The sequence below is a fragment of the Curtobacterium sp. PhB25 genome, from assembly GCF_004365375.1.
In the GTDB taxonomy this organism is placed as follows: domain Bacteria; phylum Actinomycetota; class Actinomycetes; order Actinomycetales; family Microbacteriaceae; genus Curtobacterium.
This window is the reverse complement of record NZ_SODR01000007.1, coordinates 1-16,207: the sequence shown is the minus strand read 5'-3', so window position 1 is coordinate 16,207 and position 16,207 is coordinate 1. Positions and strand designations below refer to the sequence as shown.

Below are 16,207 nucleotides of genomic sequence, written 5' to 3'. Positions count from 1 at the left end.
AGCGCGTCCGCGCGCCGCACATGGTGAGCAGAAGATGTCGGGTCCCGCGTTCGGACCCGACATCTTCTGCTCACGAAGCAGGGCCGGGGCCGGGGACCGGGACCCCGGGAACGCGGAATCGGGACAGGTAGTTAGACAAACTAGTTATTGGGTGCCAGGGTTGCAGCATGCAGAACACGCTGAGCCAGCTCCGGGCCAACCCGACCGAGTGGCGCCGGCGGGGGCTCACCCCGCCCGACGTCGTCCAGGCGATGATCGAGCAGCGTCTCGCCGAGCCCGGGTACTCGCAGCCCGTCGGCGACCCGTCGTACCAGGACTTCTTCCGCGCCTGATCGCGGAACGCACGTCACATGCGGACGGGAGGCCCGGTGCCAGCTGGCACCGGGCCTTCCGTCCGTCACCAGGGTGCGTACCGGGCGTTACTCGCCGACCTTGTCGTCAGCCGCCTGCTGGGCCTTGTCGATCTGGTCGCCGTGGCCGCCGCCGGTCGCCTTGTCGGCCGCGTCGCCTGCCTTGTCGAGGCCGGCGTCGGACGCCTGCTCGCCCTTGTCGCTGTTCGCGAAGTCCTTGGCCTTGTCACCGAGGTCACTCATGTCGTGCTCCTTCCGATGGTGGATCTGACGGGTCCGACGGTGCTCCGGACTCACCGAGCGTCCACGCAGCCTGTGTGGTCCGGACGAGAGGTCGCGGTACCGGTGACTACGCGACCATCTGCACGACGGTGCCGAGCGGGAGTGCGTTGATCGCATCGACGGCATCACCGTCGAGGCGGACGCACCCGTGGGACACCGCTCCGCGGGCGACGGATTCGTAGTGCACGCCGATGAGCCCGCCGTCGTCACCGCCGAACGGCTCGTCCGCCGCTGCGGAGTGCAGCGTCGTCAGGTTGATCTGGTGCACCGTCTGGTCCTGGGCGGGATCCAGGTACCTCGCCTGGATGTAGCCGACGACACCGGTCGGGGTCGGAGTGTCCCCGGCACCGACGCCGGCCGGGAACTCGTGCACGACCTTGCCGCTCGCAGCGACGATCAACACGGTCTGGTCACCGACGGAGATGACGACGTGGTCGTCGAGCGCGTCGCCCTGGTGCAGCAGGTCGCGGCGCATCCAGCCGGCGGTCTGCGCTGGAGCGCCGCCCGGTGCAGTTGACGGCAGTGCCTGTCGGCTCGGGGTCATGACGAGGGCCCAGTCGCCCTGGAACCGCAGCGGGACGACGACGGTGGGGTCACCGAGGAAGTTCTCGGCTGCGAGTCTCGCGACCGGCTCGGTGCGGTCGTCGCCGTAGAGCGGCGCGTCGCGCTGGATCGTGTACGCGTGTCCTGCGGCCTTCGGGACGTCAGGGTCGTACGAGGGCAGGAGCCCGCCGATGACCGCGTCGTACCGGGCCTCGGGGAGTGCTGCAACCGTCTTCGTCGACGGTGCGCGGTAGGGCTCGGCGGACGCCGTCGGGGTCGCCGTGGCGGTACCCGTGCTGCTCGCAGCGGTCGGGGCGGGATCAGCGTGGCAGGACGCCAGGCCGAGCGAGAGCAGCACTCCGGCGGCGACGGCGAGGACGAGGCGAGCTGAGCGGGTTGCGTGCATGTGCGGATTCCGGGTCGGGACGGCGAACGGGGACGCGACGATCCGTCGCGCCCCCGCTCGGTGGATGGTTCCGGTGTCAGCCGCTGACGACCGGGAGTGCACCCACGGCCGGGGTGCGGCCGACGGCCGGAGCGGCGCCAGCGCCGGTCTCGGTGCCGGTGCCGGTGCCGGTGCCGGTGCCGGGGGTCGCGCCCTGGTCGCCGCCGTCGACGGGGGTGGTGCCCTCGTCGCCGCCGTCACCCGGGGTCGTGCCCTCGTCGCCACCGTCACCGGGGGCCGCTGCCACGGCGGGCAGCGTGATCGAGAACTCGATGTTGCCCTGGCCCTGGCCGCCACCGACCTGGTTGACACTCAGGTCCTGCTCGACAGCAGCCGAGTCCGAGAAGGTGCCCGTGGTGGACCAGTTGCCGTCGGCGTCCACGATCGTCTGCGGAGCAGCGCGGTTGCCATCGGTGTCCAGCACGTTCACGGTGTCGCCCACGGCGCCGGTCCCGGTGAAAGTCACGGTGCGCGAGTCGACGGTGTCGCCGTCGGTCGGGCTGGTCAGCGAGAAGTTGAAGTCCGCAACCGCGGCTTCGGCGCGAGCCGTGACGGTGACGGAGTCGACCGTCGACAGGTTCGCGCGCTGCTCGTTGATCGTGTAGGTGTGCTCGTCGGTGTCGGTGCCCGGGATCTCGTACGAGATCGTCCAGGTGCCGTCGTCGGAGATCGGGCTGCGGCGGACGGGGTAGCCCACGTCGAAGTTCACCGTGTTGCCGACGGCGCCGGTACCGGAGACCGTCAGCGTGCGGCCGGAGACCGACTGCGACGTGACGGCGAAGGGCAGGACGGCAGCTTCCGCACGAGCGGTCACGGTCAGCGACTCGACCGTCGACAGGTTCGCGCGCTGCTCGTTGATCGTGTAGGTGTGCTCGTCGGTGTCGGTGCCCGGGATCTCGTACGAGATGGTCCAGGTGCCGTCGTCCTTGATGGCGGTGCGCTGCACCGGGAACCCCGCGTCGAAGTTGACGGTGTTGCCGACTGCGCCGGTGCCGGAGACCGTCAGCGTGCGGCCGGAGACCGACTGCGACGTGACGGCGAAGGGCTTGTCCGTGGCCTCGGGGGCGGCGGTGACCGTCACCGAGCCGTCCTGGTTCAGGCCCTTGAGCTGCTCGAACGTGTACGTCTGCGCAGTCGTGTCCGTACCGGGGATCGTGTACGAGATCGTCCAGGTGCCGCTCGCCGGGATCTCCTGGCGGGTGTTGCGGAAGTCCTCGTCGAGCTGGATGTTCTCACCGGGGGTGCCGGTGCCGCTCACGGTCAGCACGCGGCCGGAGACCGACTGGCTGGTGATGGACAGGTCGGCCGGGTCGGCCATCGCGGGGGCGGCGGCGAAGGTGACGCCACCGATCACGATCGCGGCGCACGCGGGGAGCGCGAGCGCCTTCTTGCTCCAGAGAGCCTTGTTCATCGTCGAACTCTTCTTTCCGTGCTGCATGAGGGCACGACTGTTCTGATGCATCCGGGCGCGTTGCAGCGTCCGGTGGTGCTCACGCGAATCTCGCGCTGGCTGAACGGAGTGGGTTGGACTCCGACGTGACGCCGACAGGGAAACCGACGTCGCGGTGCACGATACGTCGTGCTTCCCGAGATGTTCCGGCCTGGAACTATTTGTCCCCCCTTGTGGGGACGTTCGGCATGCACCGACGCGTAATGAGGACAATTCACCGACGCGGCGACGGTGCGGGCGACCGTGTCCGATGGGTGGCGCGCGAGTGACCAGCCGATAGACTCGGGTGGACCACCGGCCCGCCTGGTCGCGTGAGGTCCTCCGCCAACGTGAGGAGAACCAGATGCCCGCAGCAGTCATCATCGGAGCCCAGTGGGGCGACGAGGGCAAGGGGAAGGCCACCGACCTCCTCGGCTCCCGCATCGACTACGTCGTGAAGTTCAACGGCGGCAACAACGCCGGCCACACCGTCGTCGTCGGCGGCGAGAAGTACGCGCTGCACCTGCTGCCCTCCGGCATCCTCACGCCCGGCGTCACGCCGATCATCGGCAACGGCGTCGTCGTCGACCTCGAGGTGCTGTTCCAGGAGCTCGACGCGCTGAAGGCCCGCGGCGTCGACACCTCGAAGCTGCTCGTGTCGGCGAACGCCCACCTCATCACGCACTACCACCGCACCATCGACAAGGTGACGGAGCGGTTCCTCGGCAAGCGCCAGATCGGCACGACCGGTCGCGGCATCGGTCCGTCCTACGCCGACAAGATCAACCGCGTCGGCATCCGCATCCAGGACATCTTCGACGAGAACATCCTGCGGCAGAAGGTCGAAGCGGCCCTCGACCAGAAGAACCACCTGCTCGTCAAGGTCTTCAACCGCCGCGCGATCGACGCCGAAGAAGTGGTCGAGTCGCTGCTGTCCTACGCCGAGCGCCTGCGCCCGATGGTCGCGGACACCGCCCTCGAGATCCACCGGGCACTGGAGCGCGGCGACACCGTCCTGTTCGAGGCCGGTCAGGCGACCATGCTCGACGTCGACCACGGCACCTACCCGTTCGTGACGTCGTCGTCGGCGACCGCCGGTGGCGCAGCGACCGGTTCCGGCATCGGCCCGGGCAAGCTCGAGCGCATCATCGGCATCGTGAAGGCGTACACGACCCGCGTCGGTGCCGGTCCGTTCCCGACCGAGCTGTTCGACGAGTCCGGCGAGTTCCTGCGCGCCAACGGCTTCGAGTTCGGCACCACCACGGGCCGTCCGCGCCGCTGTGGTTGGTACGACGCCCCGATCGCCCGGTACACCGCGCGCATCAACGGCGTGACCGACTTCGTGCTCACCAAGCTCGACGTGCTGACCGGGCTCGAGACGATCCCCGTCTGCGTCGCGTACGAGGTGGACGGCGTGCGCGTGGACGAGGTCCCCGTGAACCAGTCCGACTTCCACCACGCGAAGCCCGTCTACGAAGAGTTCCCCGGCTGGACCGAGGACATCACCGGTGCCCGCTCGTTCGGCGACCTGCCGAAGAACGCGCAGGACTACGTGCTCGCGGTCGAGGCGATGTCCGGCGCGCGGATCTCCGCGATCGGTGTCGGTCCGGGCCGCGACGCCATCGTCGTCCGGCACGACCTGCTCGGCGCCGGCGCCTGACGATGCGGGTCCTGTTCGTCTGCAGCGGCAACATCTGTCGTTCGCCGCTCGGCGCGCAGGTCCTGACGGCGCGACTCGGCCCGGACGCTGCGGCGTTCGTGGTCGAGTCCGCCGGCACCATCGCCGACGACGGTGCCGCGATGGACGGCGCCGCTGCAGCGCAGTCCGTCCGGCTCGGCGGTGACCCGTCGGGGCACGGCTCGCGGTACCTGACGGCCGCGATCGTCGAGGAGGCCGACTTGGTGCTGACGGCCGAACGGTCGCACCGCGCGGCCGTGGTGTCGCTCGCACCCCGGGCGACGAAGCGGGCGTTCACCATCAAGCAGTTCGCGCGGGTCCTCGGGGGGCTCGAGCCCGGTGACCTGGCCGACGTGCACTCGCCCGAGGCCCTGGTCGAACGGGTCGCACGCCTGCGCGGCACCGTCCCGCCGCCGACCGACCCCGCGGACGACGACGTCGACGACCCTTACCGCCGGTCCGAGGCGACTCACGCTCGCGTCGCCGACGAGATCGACGCCGCGCTCGCGCTGATCGCCGACGCCCTCCGGGCCGCGCTGCGCTGACGCCGCGCTGCGCCTGACACCGCGCTGCGGCAGCCGCCGCGCTGCGCCTGGTGCGAGGTTGACCACTCGGTGCAGGGCTCTGTCCGCGCACGGAGTGATCAACCTCGCGCCAGGCGGCAGCCGCCGCCGCACCGCGCCACCGCCTGCACCTTTCGATGCAAGTCCGGCAGGTGCATCCCTGCGCCGGTCGTCCCGCGACGCCGCAGTTCCTAGCGTCGTGTGCATGACGAACACCACCGAAGTCCGGCCCACCGCCGGCGCCACTCCGCGGGAGCGTGGGGGAGTCAGCGGCGTCATCGCCCGGCACCCGCTCGCGTCCTTCTTCACCCTCGCGCTCGGCCTGAGCTGGCTGGCGTGGATCCCGTACATCCTGTCGCCGCACGGCCTGGGCGTGTGGGACCTGCACTTCCCCGAGGTCCTCGGCTCTGCGCAGTTCACCGGCGTGCTGCCCGGAGCGCTGCTCGGCCCGTTGGGCGGCGCGTTCATCGTCACCGCGGTCGCCGACGGCCGTCCGGGGCTGCGTCGCTGGGTCGGTCGGCTGTTCCGCTGGCGGGTCGCCTGGTACTGGTACGCCCTGGCGCTCGTCGTCGTGCCGGCCGTGATCGTCGCGTCCGCGCTGCCCTTCGCCGGCGGTGACGTGCGTGCTCCCTCGGCGCTGGCGTTCGCCGCCCTGGTGCCCGGGCTGCTCATCCAGCTGTTCTCGACCGGCCTGAGCGAGGAGCCCGGCTGGCGCGACTTCGCCCTGCCCCGGCTGCAGCACCGCTTCGGAGGGCTCGGAGCCGCTGCGATCCTCGGTCCGATCTGGGCGCTCTGGCACATGCCGCTCTACCTGAGCGACTGGGGCGGGTGGCCGAACGCACACTGGAGCGAGCCCGTGGTCTTCGCCCTGTTCACGATCACGTTCAACGTCGTGATGATCCAGGTGTTCAACAAGACCGGCGAGAGTCTGCCCCTGGCCCTGCTGCTGCACGTCGGCGTGAACAACACGATCTCGACGCTGTTCCCGGAGATGTACCCGAGCATGACCGCCGGCACGCTGATGCTCGGCCTGACCATCACCTCGACCGTCGCCGCCGCGGTGCTCCTCGTCGTGACCCGCGGCCGCCTGGGCTACGACCCGGCTCGCCGCGCGCTGCCGATCGACGCCCCGGTCCCCGCCCGCACCCGCCTCGTAGGATCACACGATGGCCTCCGCTGACCCGCGCACCCGTCCGCTGCGCGACGGCGACCCGCGCACGCGCGACCGCCGCGTCGACGTGTTCGTCGCGCTCGGCACGGCCGTCGTGGCCCTCGGCCTGCTGATCGGCCTGCCGCCGCTGGACGCCCTCGAGCCGGACGGCCCCGCCCTGGCCCTGCGGGTGCCTGCGCCGTTCACCGCCGCGTGGACCGTCCTGGCGCTCGGACTGCTGGTCCAGTCCGCCGCCCTGCTCGCCGCCCGTCGGGCACCGCGCACCGTGCTCGTCGCGGTGTCCGCGCTGCCGGCGCTGGTCGCCGCGCTCGCTCCGCAGTCGCTCGACCTGTTCGGTCTCACCGCCCTGCCGGTGGTCGTCGCCGTGGTCCTCGCCGCCCTCCGTGTCCCGCTCGCACGCCTGTGGCCGACCCTGCTGGTCGCCGGCGCGCTGGTGGCAGCGGGCAGCGCGGTCCTGTCCGGCGCACTCGGCCAGGGCGTCCTGCAGGCCGTCGGCGCCGTCGGGCTCCCGCTCCTGGTCACCCTGCTGGTGCGCTCCCGCCGCGAGGTCCGCGCCGCCCGCACCGCCGAGGCGAGCGCGGTCTTCCGTGAGCAGGACGCCCTGGTCGACGCCGCGGTCTCCCGTGAACGGGCCGCCATGGCGCGCGAACTCCACGACATCGCCGCCCACCACCTGTCCGGCATCGCCCTGATGGCCGCCGTGATCGACCGGCAGATCGACAGCGACCCGGAGCGCGCGCACGAGGGTGCCCGTCAGGTGCGGGAGCAGAGCACCGCCGTCCTCGACGAACTGCGCCGCCTGGTCGGGCTCCTGCGCGAGGACGTCCCCGCCGAACGTGCGGTCGAGACGGTCGCCGGCATCGTCGACCTGGTCGAGCGAGCCCGGTTCCGCAGCGACGTACGCCTCGACGTGCTCGCTGGTGACCACGCGCGCGGAGCACAGGCGCTGGCCGACGGCGTCGGCCCGCTCGCGCAGCTCGCCGCCTACCGGACGGTGCAGGAGGCGCTGGCCAACGCCGCCCTGCACGCGCCGTCCGCCCCGTGTACGGTCACCGTCGACGACCGCGACCCGACCCGGGTGGTGATCCGGGTGGAGAACGCACCGGCCGCCGCTCCGGCAGCGCCGACCTCACCGTCGGGCGGCAACGGCCTGCGGGGGATGCGCGAGCGGTCGGAACTGGTGGGGGCGAGCCTCCAGACCGGCCCCACCGCCACCGGCGGATGGCTGGTGGAGCTGGCGCTCGGACGGGAGGCACCTGCCGCACCCGCGCAGGCCGCCGACGGTGGCGAGGTGGTCGCGTGATCCGCGTGCTGGTGGCGGACGACCAGCCGCTGGTCCGTGCCGGGGTGTCCGCCCTGCTCGGCGCGGAGGCCGACATCGAGGTGGTCGGCGTGGCCGCCGACGGCGGCGAGGCGCTCGCGCTGGCGCGCTCGTTGCGACCCGACGTGGCCTGCCTGGACATCCGGATGCCGGTGATGAACGGCATCGAGCTCGCACGGCTGTTCTGCGCTCCCGACGCCGACCCGGCGATCCCGGTGCTGATGCTCACGACGTTCGACCTGGACGACTACGTGTTCGGGGCGCTCGAGGCCGGTGCCTCCGGGTTCCTGCTGAAGGACGCCGAGCCGGACACCATCGTCGACGCCGTGCGCCAGGTCGCCGCGGGGAACGGGACGCTCGACCAGGCCCTGACGCGGCGGGTGCTGCGCGAGTTCGTGTCGCGACGGAGCCTGCAGCCGGTGTCGGGGGACCGGGCCGACGGGGTGCTCACCGCCCGCGAACGCGAGGTCCTGCTGCTGCTCGCGCAGGGGATGTCGAACGAGGAGATCGCGGTCGCACTCGTGCTCGAGGTCTCGACCGTGAAGTCGCACCTGGCGCGGATGCTGCCGAAGCTCGGGGTCCGGTCGCGGTTGCAGGCCGTGGTGTGGGCGTACCAGAACCGGATCGTGGCGGTCCCCGAGCCGTAGGGCGCGCGTGGTGCGTGCCGGGCGTCAGCCGGTGGTGAGCGGCTCGGCGGCGCCGGGGACGACGAGGCGCCAGACGCTGTCGTCGTCCTCGGGGTCGGCCTTCGTCAGGTAGAGGCGGAACGTTCCTTCCGCTGCGAGGACGTCGCCGTCGAGGTACTCGACGGGTTCACCGCTCGTCGTGCACTGGTCCGACGTGCTGACGACCTCGATGGTGGTGCCGGGGTCGTCCCCCTTCGAGGTCGTCGTGACCTCGGCGTCGTAGACGTCGTAGACGCCGCCGATCTCGACGGTGCGATCGGTCTTGGTGACCTGACCCTCGACCACGAGATCGGCGGATTCGCGGCGCTCGGCCGCGGTCATGGGCACGTAGTCGACGCAGGAACTCACGGAGGTCCCCGGCCCGATGCTCCGGATCCGGCCCTCCGCATCGCACCCCGCGAGCCCGCCGGTGACCACCAGGGCCAGCACCACGACCGGTACGATCCGTCCCCACTGCATGGGATGAGTATCGCTCGCAGGTCGATTGGTGGGAAGTGTCGTGGCCGGAACGTGCTGGTCCGTTTTGCGCGCGATCCCCGTTCGGGGGCTTGGGTGGGACCGGTGTGCCTGGTGGGGTGTATGCATGCACATCGAATCATCGCGCCGGACCTCGGACGATGCTGCCCTCCGATCGGCCGTCGTGGACGGGATGATCACGGCACTGCGGACACGTCCGCTCCACGAGGTGACCCCGGCCGTCGTCGCGGACCACGCCGGCCAGGACGTCGACGTGGTCGAGCGGACGTTCCCCAGCTGGGACGGTCTGCTCCTGGCCACCATCGACCACTGGAACGAGCAGCGCACCGCACCGCTCATGCCACTCGCCGAACGGTTCGGGACGGTGCCGTTCCTGCGTGCGATCGTGACCGCGAACATCGCCGACCCGTCCCTGATGCGCTTCCTCACCGCCACCCTGAACATCGCGGCGTCACCGGAGCACCCGCTCGCGCCGATGTTGCACGCGCGGTGGCGCCGCTTCCACGCCTTCGTGCAGGACTCCCTGCAGCGCGACAGCCTGCTCGGTCGCGAGCCGAGCACCATGGAGCCGTCGCGCGGCGCCGAGCAGCTGCTCGCGACCTACGAGGGACTGCAGCTGCAATCCATGGTGCGCCCCGAGATGGACCTGCTCGAAGCGTTCGACCGGGCAGTCACCCGGTTGCGCGAGGGATGGTCCCGCGAGTACGTCGCCCCCGTGTGGGACCTCGACCTGGTGAGCTGACCCGGACCCACCACAGACCACAGACCACGGACGCTAGGGCGTCCGAGGGCAGACGCCAGCCGTCTGCACGTGCCGCCGCTCGATTCGGGTTCGAGCGGCGGCACGCACACCGATCACCCACGGGGCACCCGCGACGACGCGGCGCCGGGCGAGGAACACACCACGATGCAGCACCTGACGTTCTCGGTCGCGGCCGAGCCCTTCGACCACGAGGACGCCGTCCGGCTTCGCGCCGCGGCGCGGATCGAGGTCGACCGGATCTACGGCCGCCCGGCCGACCGTGGCCGTCCGCTGACCGAGGCGACCGCCGCCGTGCACGTCATCGCCCGCGACCCCTCCGGTCTGGCACTCGGTAGCGCGTCGCTCAGTGCCGCGGGAGACGGGGTCTTCGAGATCCGGCGGCTGTTCGTCCGACCGGACTCCCGCGGGCAGGGCGTCGGCGACCTGCTGGTGCTCGAACTGCTCGCGCAGGCCGAAGAGCTGCAGGCGCCGGCGGTCGTCGCCGAGTTCGGCGTGCTGCAGCCGCACGCCGCCGCGCTGTTCAGCCGGAACGGGTTCGTGCGGATCCAGCCGTTCGGGCCCTACCGCGACGACCCTGAGTCGGTCTGCTTCTCGCGGGCGTTGTGATCGCCCGTGCCCTCGACCGGGATCTCGAAGAGGTCCGTGTGCCGGTAGTCCTCGGCCCACCCCCGCCGCAGCCGTGACGCCGCACGGTCGAAGGACGCGATGATGTCGAACCCCTCGATGAGGAGCGACTGGATCCGCAGACCGTCGTAGAGCGCGAGGAGCTGCTCGGTGGCACGCGCGGGATCCATGGTGGCCGGTTCGCGACCGACCCGGATGTCCCGCTCGAGTGCTTCCCGGACGGTCCGACGGAACCGGAGGTACAGGGTGCGGTAGTACTCCGCGCCCTCGTGCCCGGGGTCGGTGCTCGAGGCGAGCGTCGAGGCGAGCAGTCGCATCAGCGCCGGTTCCTCCGAGTACGCCACGACCAGCGCGTGCAGGTAGGCGACGGCGCCGTGCGTGTCCGCGATCGGCCGCAGGGGCCGTGACACGGAGCTCGACCACCGGTCGACCGTTGCCGTCAGCAGGCTCTCGCGGGTGGGGAAGTGGGTGCGCAGCTCGTCGACGGTCATCTCGGCCCGGGCGGCGACGGTGTCGACGTCGACCTGCTCGACCCCGGTGTCGTGCAGCGCCGTGATCGTCGCGTTGACGATCCGGGTGCGCAGCTCGATGCCGTCGTCGCCGTGCTGGTTCGTCAGCGGCGCCAGGGGGTGCTTCCGGAACCACTCCAGCAGGGCCGTCGCGCGGGACGTCCCTGTGGCGGGGTCGGGCGCGTGCCCGTCGGCGAAGAGGTCGAGGAACCCCGGGATCTCCTTGATCAACGGGTCCGCCGGTTGGAACGCCATCGACCACTCCGGGAAGGACCGCGTCGTGACGGTGTCCGCGGCGACCTGGCGCACGTTGGTGTGACGGGGGTCCTGACGGATGCCCTCGAACCGTTCCCGCACGACCTCGTCGTCGCCCTCGATGATGCCGATGCAGTTGCTCCCCTGGTGGGCGAGGATCCCCGTGATGCCCAGCTGCAGGTTCTTCTCGCGACCGACCACCAGGATCTCGGCGAGTTCCTCGTCCGTGACCGGTCGGCTCATCGTGCTCACGTACACCAACGACAGCATGTGGCCCCTGTTCCTCGAAGCGAGCTTGTGTTCCACACAGTGGCGCACACCTGCCCCGATGGCAAGGCGTGCCGATCGCGTCGCGCTCCGCCTGTCGTCTGTGGCCAGTGGCCGGCGCGCAAGGTGGATGGCGCGGTGTCCTGGCGGTGGGCCGCTGCCTACGCTGGAGGAACCGGACACCGACCGGGTCCCGGTCGGTGAAGGTGCTCGGAAGAGGTGGGGCAGTGTCACGGACGAAGTCGTTGCGCCGCGCTGCGTTCAGGTTCCCGTCGCGCAGTGCGCGCGTCGTCGAGTTCGTGTTCCGTCGCCTCGACGCGACCGGGGACTTCTACCCGCACGACGCGATGGAGGGCACGGTGCCTGGCCCGGACCCGGATCGCGTGGTGTTCATGGGTGAGCGGGGCGAACTGTCGCTCGGCGTCCGCACCCACGAGCTCTCGCTCCCCGCGTTCTTCGCTCGGCACCGGGCAGCACGGACCGCGCGCGGCGTCTCCTGGAAGATGCTCCCCGCACCGTCGGCGAGTGTCCGGGAACTCCCATCCGTCATCGCCGCCCACCGCGAGGACCTGGGGCGGTGCGACCTCGTCGTCGTGTTGGTCGGCATCACGGATGCGCTCCGGGTCCTGCCGACGAGGGTGTGGGAACAACGCGTCCGTGACACGATCGCTGCCCTGCGCGAGGTGGTGCCCGTGGATGCCGAGGTCGTCATCGGTGAGATCCCACCCCTCGACAACGCCGGGAGTCTGTCCCGGCCGGCTCGGCTCGCAGCCGGGGTGCACGGTCGTCGCCTCAACGCGCGGACTCGACTCGTCGTCGAAGCCTGTCCACGGGTGCGCGCAGTCGGGTTCCCGGACGAGCTGACGCGGTCGGTGTGGCGGCCCGAGTCGGACGAGCACCGGTACCGCGACACGTACAAGGTGTGGGGTGGGCACCTCGACGCCGACTCCTGACGGCCGCGTCGCCGGACCGCGATCGCGGGTCATTGCGACAGTTCGCGGTCCAGTCGGTCGAGGAGTGCCTCGAGGGAGACCTCGAACTCCTCGTCGCTGCGGTCCTCGCTCAACAACGTGCGGAGTCGGCGGACCTCCGGTGCGACGTCGAGGGACGTGTTGCCGTCGCCCTCGGGGATGGCGGCGCCTCCTTCGTCGAGCGGTTCCTCGGCTGGGCCTGCTTCGGCACCGCTGACCACTGACTGCAGGAGGAGCTGGCCGAGCAGGAAGCTGCTGAACGCTCGGTACGCGTTGACCGCCTGGGCGTCCGTGAAGCCGTTCCCCGTCAGCGCGGTCAGGAACGTGTTGACGACCTCGACGCTCCGCAGCGGCGGGCGGAGCCAAGGGGCTGCAGGGTGGCGGGTCGCCACCAGCGGGAACGCCTTCGGGTGGTCCGTGGCGATCTGCCGGACGGCATGGGCGACCGTTTGCAGGAACCCTTGCCAGTGTGCTTCCTCGGCCTCGGTGAGCTGCGAGGTGAGATCCCGCATCAGTGAGGCGACGACGCCTTCGAGCAGGTCTTCCTTCCCGTGCACGTAGCGGTACAGGGACATCGCCTCCACGCTGAGCTCCTGCGCGAGTGACCGCATGGACAGTCCCTGGGGACCTGACCGATCGATCTGGTGCAACGCGGTCTCGACGATGAGGTCACGGCTGAGCCTCGGTGCGTTCGTCTCGGAACGGTTCGCCCTCGATCGTGCTGCCACGGCTGATCTCCCTGCCGATCCGCGGTTCGTGGCTGACAACGGGCGCTGCGCCGAGTTCGCGGCCGACAAACCCACGCTATCGCGACTTACGATGTAAGCTCCCGCTGGGCTTACGCCGTAAGTCCACGAGGTGGTGGTCTCCGCCGATCGAGCGGGCCGTGCGCCGCCGTCACCTCGGATCCACTCCGCATCGAACCCCAGGCGACCTGCCGGGGAAGAGGAGCACCACCATGATCGACAGCAGCAGCATCAACGACCTCACGGGCGCCGACGTCTACGGGAGCGACGACGCCAAGATCGGCACGGTCGGCCAGGTCTACGTCGACAACGACACCCAGGCTCCGACCTGGGTGACGGTGCGGACCGGGCTCTTCGGCACCTCGGAGTCGTTCGCACCCTTGAACGACGCGACGTTCGAAGCCGGCGCCGTCCACGTCGCCTACGAGAAGTCCTTCGTGAAGGACGCCCCGCGGGTCGACGCCGACGGGGCGCTCAGCGCGGACGAGGAGCAGTCGCTCTACTCCTTCTACGGCAACCCGTCGAGCGCGTCGGCGGATGCGGGTCTGTACGACCAGGACGCCGACCGGAGCACGGACTCCGCCGACGTCCAGGGACACGACGCGTCCGGTCCGACGACGGACGACGCCATGACCCGCTCCGAGGAGCGGTTGCACGTGGGTACCGAGCGGATCGAGTCCGGCCGTGCCCGTCTGCGCAAGCACATCGTCACCGAGCAGGTCACCAAGACCGTACCCGTCAGCCACGAGGAGGTCACCCTCAGCCGCGAGCCGATCACCGATGCGACCGCTGACGATGCTTTGTCCGGGCCCGCACTGAGTGAAGAAGAACACGAGGTCGTGCTCACCGAGGAGCGCGTCGTCACCGCCAAGGAGACGGTCCCGGTCGAGCGCGTCCGGCTCGGCACCGAGACCATCGCCGGCGAGCAGGAGGTCACCGAGGACGTCGCGCACGAGGAGATCGTCCTCGACGACACGGCCGTGACCGACGAGACCACCGTGGACCGCGACGCCCGTTCCTGATCGTGCTGGGCGACGGCCGCTCGGCGACAGCCGGACGTCCGTCGCCAGCACAGGACGCTTTCTCTGCGCCCTGTCCACCCGACCCTCACCCGAAAGGCTCACCCCATGGACTTCCCCGCCGCTCTGCAGAACGGACTGGCCGCGGTCATCGCGTTCGTGCCGCTCGCGTTGCTCTTCCTGCTCATCCTCGTCGTCGGCCTGATCGTCGCGAAGCTCATCGAGAAGGGGCTCTCGCGTCTCCTCACCAAGGTCGGCTTCGACCGTGCCGTCGAACGTGGGGGCATCAAGAAGGCCCTCGCGAACTCGAAACTCGACGCCTCCGACATCGTGTCGAAGATCATCTACTACACGCTGGTGCTGTTCGTGCTCCAGTTCGCGTTCGGCGTCTTCGGGTCCAACCCGGTGAGTGATCTCCTCGCCGGCATCATCGGGTTCCTGCCGAAGATCATCGTCGCGATCATCATCATCGTGGTCGCCGCGGCGATCGCGGCAGGAGCGAAGGGCCTGATCCAGAACACGCTCGGTGGTCTCTCCTACGGCAAGCTGCTGGGCAACATCGTCGCGGTCTTCATCGTCTTCATCGGAGCGACCGCGGCGTTGAACCAGATCGACGTGGCCACCTCGGTCACCACCCCGATCCTGATCGCGGTCCTGGCGATCATCGCCGGCGTCGTCATCGTCGGAGCCGGCGGCGGACTCATCAAGCCGATGCAGCACCGCTGGGAGGCGATCCTCGAGAAGGCCGAGGCAGAAGCCCCGAAGATCCAGCAGCACGCCCAGCGTGCGCCGTCCGTCGTCGAGCAGGCAGAAGAGGCTGCCGGGAAGGCCAAGCGAGCTGCCTCGCCGACGACCAGTTCCCATCGCTCGAACTGAGCGAGCCCTGTGTGTCGGCCCCGCTCACCATGGGCGGGGCCGAGGGCCATCCCCGCGCTCCCGTGTTCGCTCGGGACCGTGCCCCCAGCATCGGAGAAGACCATGACCTCTCGCCACGCACCGCGCGACGCTCCGGGTGGTGACGAACGGACGGACCAGTTCGACGTGGTCCGACGCGACGAGCGACTCGTCATCGGCACCGAACGCCACGCCATCGAACGTGTCCGGCTCGAGCGGGTCATCGTCACCGAGCAGCGGACCATCACAGTGGACGTCAGTCACGAGGAGATCCGACTCGTCCGTGAGCCGATCGGGGACGCGGTACCGGTGTCGACCGGCACCACGGGCACCGTCCACGAACCGATCGTCGTGGTCCTCCGCGAGGAACAGATCACGGTCTCGACAGCAGTCGTCCCGGTCGAGCGCGTCACCCTGACGACCCACACCGTCACGGAGGAACACCGCGTCGAGGCGGAGCTCCGGCGGGAGGAGATCGACATCGTCACGTCGCGCCGCCGGGCCGGTGGGGCTCCACTTCCGTGAGTCACGCGGAGGACCCGTGACGGAGTCGGTCGTCCTCAGTCGACGCTGGCTTCGCGGAAGGCGTGCGACACGCGTTCGGTGAAGTGGATGAACACATCCGTGCTCTCCGGCGGCAAGGACTGCCGGAGTGCCCGGCGGTAGGCGGCCCGGAGCGTCCCGACCACCGCGAACCCGTCGGCGCTCAGCTCGATCCGCACGCTCCGGCGGTCGTCCGGGTTGCGGACACGATCGAGCAGGCCTCGCTTGGTCAGACGGTCGAGCAACGCGGTGACGGCTCCCGTCCCCATCTCCAGGTACCCGCCGAGTTCCTTCGGCGTGCGGTCGTCGTCGACTGCGCCGAGGAACTTCAGCGCGCGGAGGTCGACCGGGTTCAGGTCGTGCGTGACGGCGAGGTGCTGCATCAGGTGCGCGTGCTCGACCTGAGCGCTGTAGAACGCGGCGACCGCCTCGTCCAGCAGACGATCCTGGTCGGCGTCACTCATCGAAGGAGGGTTCGCGCTCATGCTCCCATCTTAGACGAGATCCGTTTGGGACAAAAATTGACTTGAACGAATCTGTAGGCGTATGGTTCACATAGCTCGAAATTCGAGTCAAGCCTCAACCTGAACGGATCTCCTCTCATGCGTCGCCCGAACCGCACCATCGCCCGTGTCGCCACCCTCGCCGTCATCCCGGCTGCCCTGCTCGCC

19 protein-coding genes are annotated in these 16,207 nt (G+C 70.3%); 12 read left to right on the top strand and 7 right to left on the bottom strand.

Features of this window, described 5'->3' with window-relative positions; all coding sequences use genetic code 11:
- Positions 1-167 precede the first annotated feature (167 nt).
- Complete coding sequence (locus EDF51_RS19965) at positions 168-332, top strand: hypothetical protein (protein WP_159573348.1); 165 nt, start codon at positions 168-170, stop codon at positions 330-332.
- An 87-nt stretch (positions 333-419) separates the two neighbouring features.
- Here the strand turns inward: EDF51_RS19965 and EDF51_RS13935 are convergent, their stop codons facing one another.
- The 3 genes from EDF51_RS13935 to EDF51_RS13925 form a co-directional block, all read right to left on the bottom strand.
- The gene (locus EDF51_RS13935) at positions 420-593 is read right to left on the bottom strand and encodes an antitoxin (protein ID WP_123293590.1); all 174 of its coding nucleotides are present in this window, start codon (positions 591-593) and stop codon (positions 420-422) included.
- A gap of 106 nt (positions 594-699) precedes the next feature.
- Positions 700-1,581: a L,D-transpeptidase gene (locus tag EDF51_RS13930; RefSeq protein WP_131881158.1), complete on the bottom strand. Its 882-nt coding sequence runs from the start codon at positions 1,579-1,581 to the stop codon at positions 700-702.
- Between the two features lie 76 nt (positions 1,582-1,657).
- The gene (locus EDF51_RS13925; RefSeq protein WP_134195366.1) at positions 1,658-3,031 is read right to left on the bottom strand and encodes a hypothetical protein; all 1,374 of its coding nucleotides are present in this window, start codon (positions 3,029-3,031) and stop codon (positions 1,658-1,660) included.
- Between the two features lie 382 nt (positions 3,032-3,413).
- Here EDF51_RS13925 and EDF51_RS13920 point away from each other — a divergent pair, with 382 nt between their 5' ends.
- The 5 genes from EDF51_RS13920 to EDF51_RS13900 all read left to right on the top strand — a co-directional run bounded on the left by EDF51_RS13920 (position 3,414) and on the right by EDF51_RS13900 (position 8,429).
- On the top strand, positions 3,414-4,709 hold the full coding sequence (locus EDF51_RS13920; protein ID WP_134195364.1) for an adenylosuccinate synthase: 1,296 nt from the start codon (positions 3,414-3,416) through the stop codon (positions 4,707-4,709).
- A 2-nt stretch (positions 4,710-4,711) separates the two neighbouring features.
- Complete coding sequence (locus EDF51_RS13915) at positions 4,712-5,272, top strand: low molecular weight phosphatase family protein (protein ID WP_134195362.1); 561 nt, start codon at positions 4,712-4,714, stop codon at positions 5,270-5,272.
- A gap of 223 nt (positions 5,273-5,495) precedes the next feature.
- Complete coding sequence (locus EDF51_RS13910; RefSeq protein WP_134195360.1) at positions 5,496-6,470, top strand: CPBP family intramembrane glutamic endopeptidase; 975 nt, start codon at positions 5,496-5,498, stop codon at positions 6,468-6,470.
- Complete coding sequence (locus tag EDF51_RS13905) at positions 6,457-7,764, top strand: histidine kinase (RefSeq protein WP_134195358.1); 1,308 nt, start codon at positions 6,457-6,459, stop codon at positions 7,762-7,764. The genes EDF51_RS13910 and EDF51_RS13905 overlap by 14 nt, the downstream gene beginning before the upstream one ends.
- Complete coding sequence (locus EDF51_RS13900; RefSeq protein ID WP_123293595.1) at positions 7,761-8,429, top strand: response regulator transcription factor; 669 nt, start codon at positions 7,761-7,763, stop codon at positions 8,427-8,429. Before EDF51_RS13905 ends, EDF51_RS13900 begins: the two co-directional genes overlap by 4 nt.
- Positions 8,430-8,453: 24 nt before the next feature.
- Here the strand turns inward: EDF51_RS13900 and EDF51_RS13895 are convergent, their stop codons facing one another.
- Positions 8,454-8,927, bottom strand: coding sequence for a hypothetical protein (locus tag EDF51_RS13895; RefSeq protein ID WP_134195356.1), 474 nt, complete (start codon positions 8,925-8,927; stop codon positions 8,454-8,456).
- 124 nt (positions 8,928-9,051) lie between these two features.
- Here EDF51_RS13895 and EDF51_RS13890 point away from each other — a divergent pair, with 124 nt between their 5' ends.
- Positions 9,052-9,687, top strand: coding sequence for a hypothetical protein (locus EDF51_RS13890; RefSeq protein ID WP_131881141.1), 636 nt, complete (start codon positions 9,052-9,054; stop codon positions 9,685-9,687).
- A gap of 165 nt (positions 9,688-9,852) precedes the next feature.
- Positions 9,853-10,314 (top strand): GNAT family N-acetyltransferase, encoded by a 462-nt coding sequence (locus tag EDF51_RS13885; RefSeq protein WP_131881139.1) that lies wholly within the window; start codon positions 9,853-9,855, stop codon positions 10,312-10,314.
- On the opposite strand, the gene EDF51_RS13880 is transcribed toward EDF51_RS13885, so the two are convergent.
- Complete coding sequence (locus EDF51_RS13880; protein WP_132100678.1) at positions 10,269-11,366, bottom strand: BLUF domain-containing protein; 1,098 nt, start codon at positions 11,364-11,366, stop codon at positions 10,269-10,271. The two genes, EDF51_RS13885 and EDF51_RS13880, sit on opposite strands and share 46 nt — an antisense overlap.
- Before the next feature lie 224 nt (positions 11,367-11,590).
- On the opposite strand from EDF51_RS13880, the gene EDF51_RS13875 reads away from it, so the two are divergent.
- A complete protein-coding gene (locus EDF51_RS13875; RefSeq protein WP_134195354.1) occupies positions 11,591-12,316 on the top strand; it encodes a hypothetical protein in 726 nt (241 codons plus the stop codon).
- Positions 12,317-12,345: 29 nt separating this feature from the next.
- Here EDF51_RS13875 and EDF51_RS13870 read toward each other — a convergent pair whose 3' ends face one another.
- Positions 12,346-13,062 carry a TetR/AcrR family transcriptional regulator C-terminal domain-containing protein gene (locus EDF51_RS13870; protein WP_111086143.1) on the bottom strand — a complete coding sequence of 239 codons (717 nt, stop codon included), beginning with the start codon at positions 13,060-13,062 and terminating at the stop codon, positions 12,346-12,348.
- A gap of 230 nt (positions 13,063-13,292) precedes the next feature.
- Here EDF51_RS13870 and EDF51_RS13865 point away from each other — a divergent pair, with 230 nt between their 5' ends.
- The 3 genes from EDF51_RS13865 (at position 13,293) to EDF51_RS13855 (ending at position 15,518) form a co-directional block, all read left to right on the top strand.
- Positions 13,293-14,102, top strand: a complete 810-nt coding sequence (locus tag EDF51_RS13865) for a PRC and DUF2382 domain-containing protein (protein ID WP_134195352.1) — start codon at positions 13,293-13,295, stop codon at positions 14,100-14,102.
- A 105-nt stretch (positions 14,103-14,207) separates the two neighbouring features.
- The gene (locus EDF51_RS13860) at positions 14,208-14,975 is read left to right on the top strand and encodes a hypothetical protein (RefSeq protein WP_111086141.1); all 768 of its coding nucleotides are present in this window, start codon (positions 14,208-14,210) and stop codon (positions 14,973-14,975) included.
- A 102-nt stretch (positions 14,976-15,077) separates the two neighbouring features.
- Positions 15,078-15,518, top strand: coding sequence for a YsnF/AvaK domain-containing protein (locus EDF51_RS13855; RefSeq protein ID WP_134195350.1), 441 nt, complete (start codon positions 15,078-15,080; stop codon positions 15,516-15,518).
- Between the two features lie 35 nt (positions 15,519-15,553).
- Here the strand turns inward: EDF51_RS13855 and EDF51_RS13850 are convergent, their stop codons facing one another.
- Entirely contained in the window at positions 15,554-16,000 is a 447-nt protein-coding gene (locus EDF51_RS13850; RefSeq protein WP_131847084.1) for a MarR family transcriptional regulator, read from the bottom strand.
- Positions 16,001-16,207 lie beyond the last annotated feature (207 nt).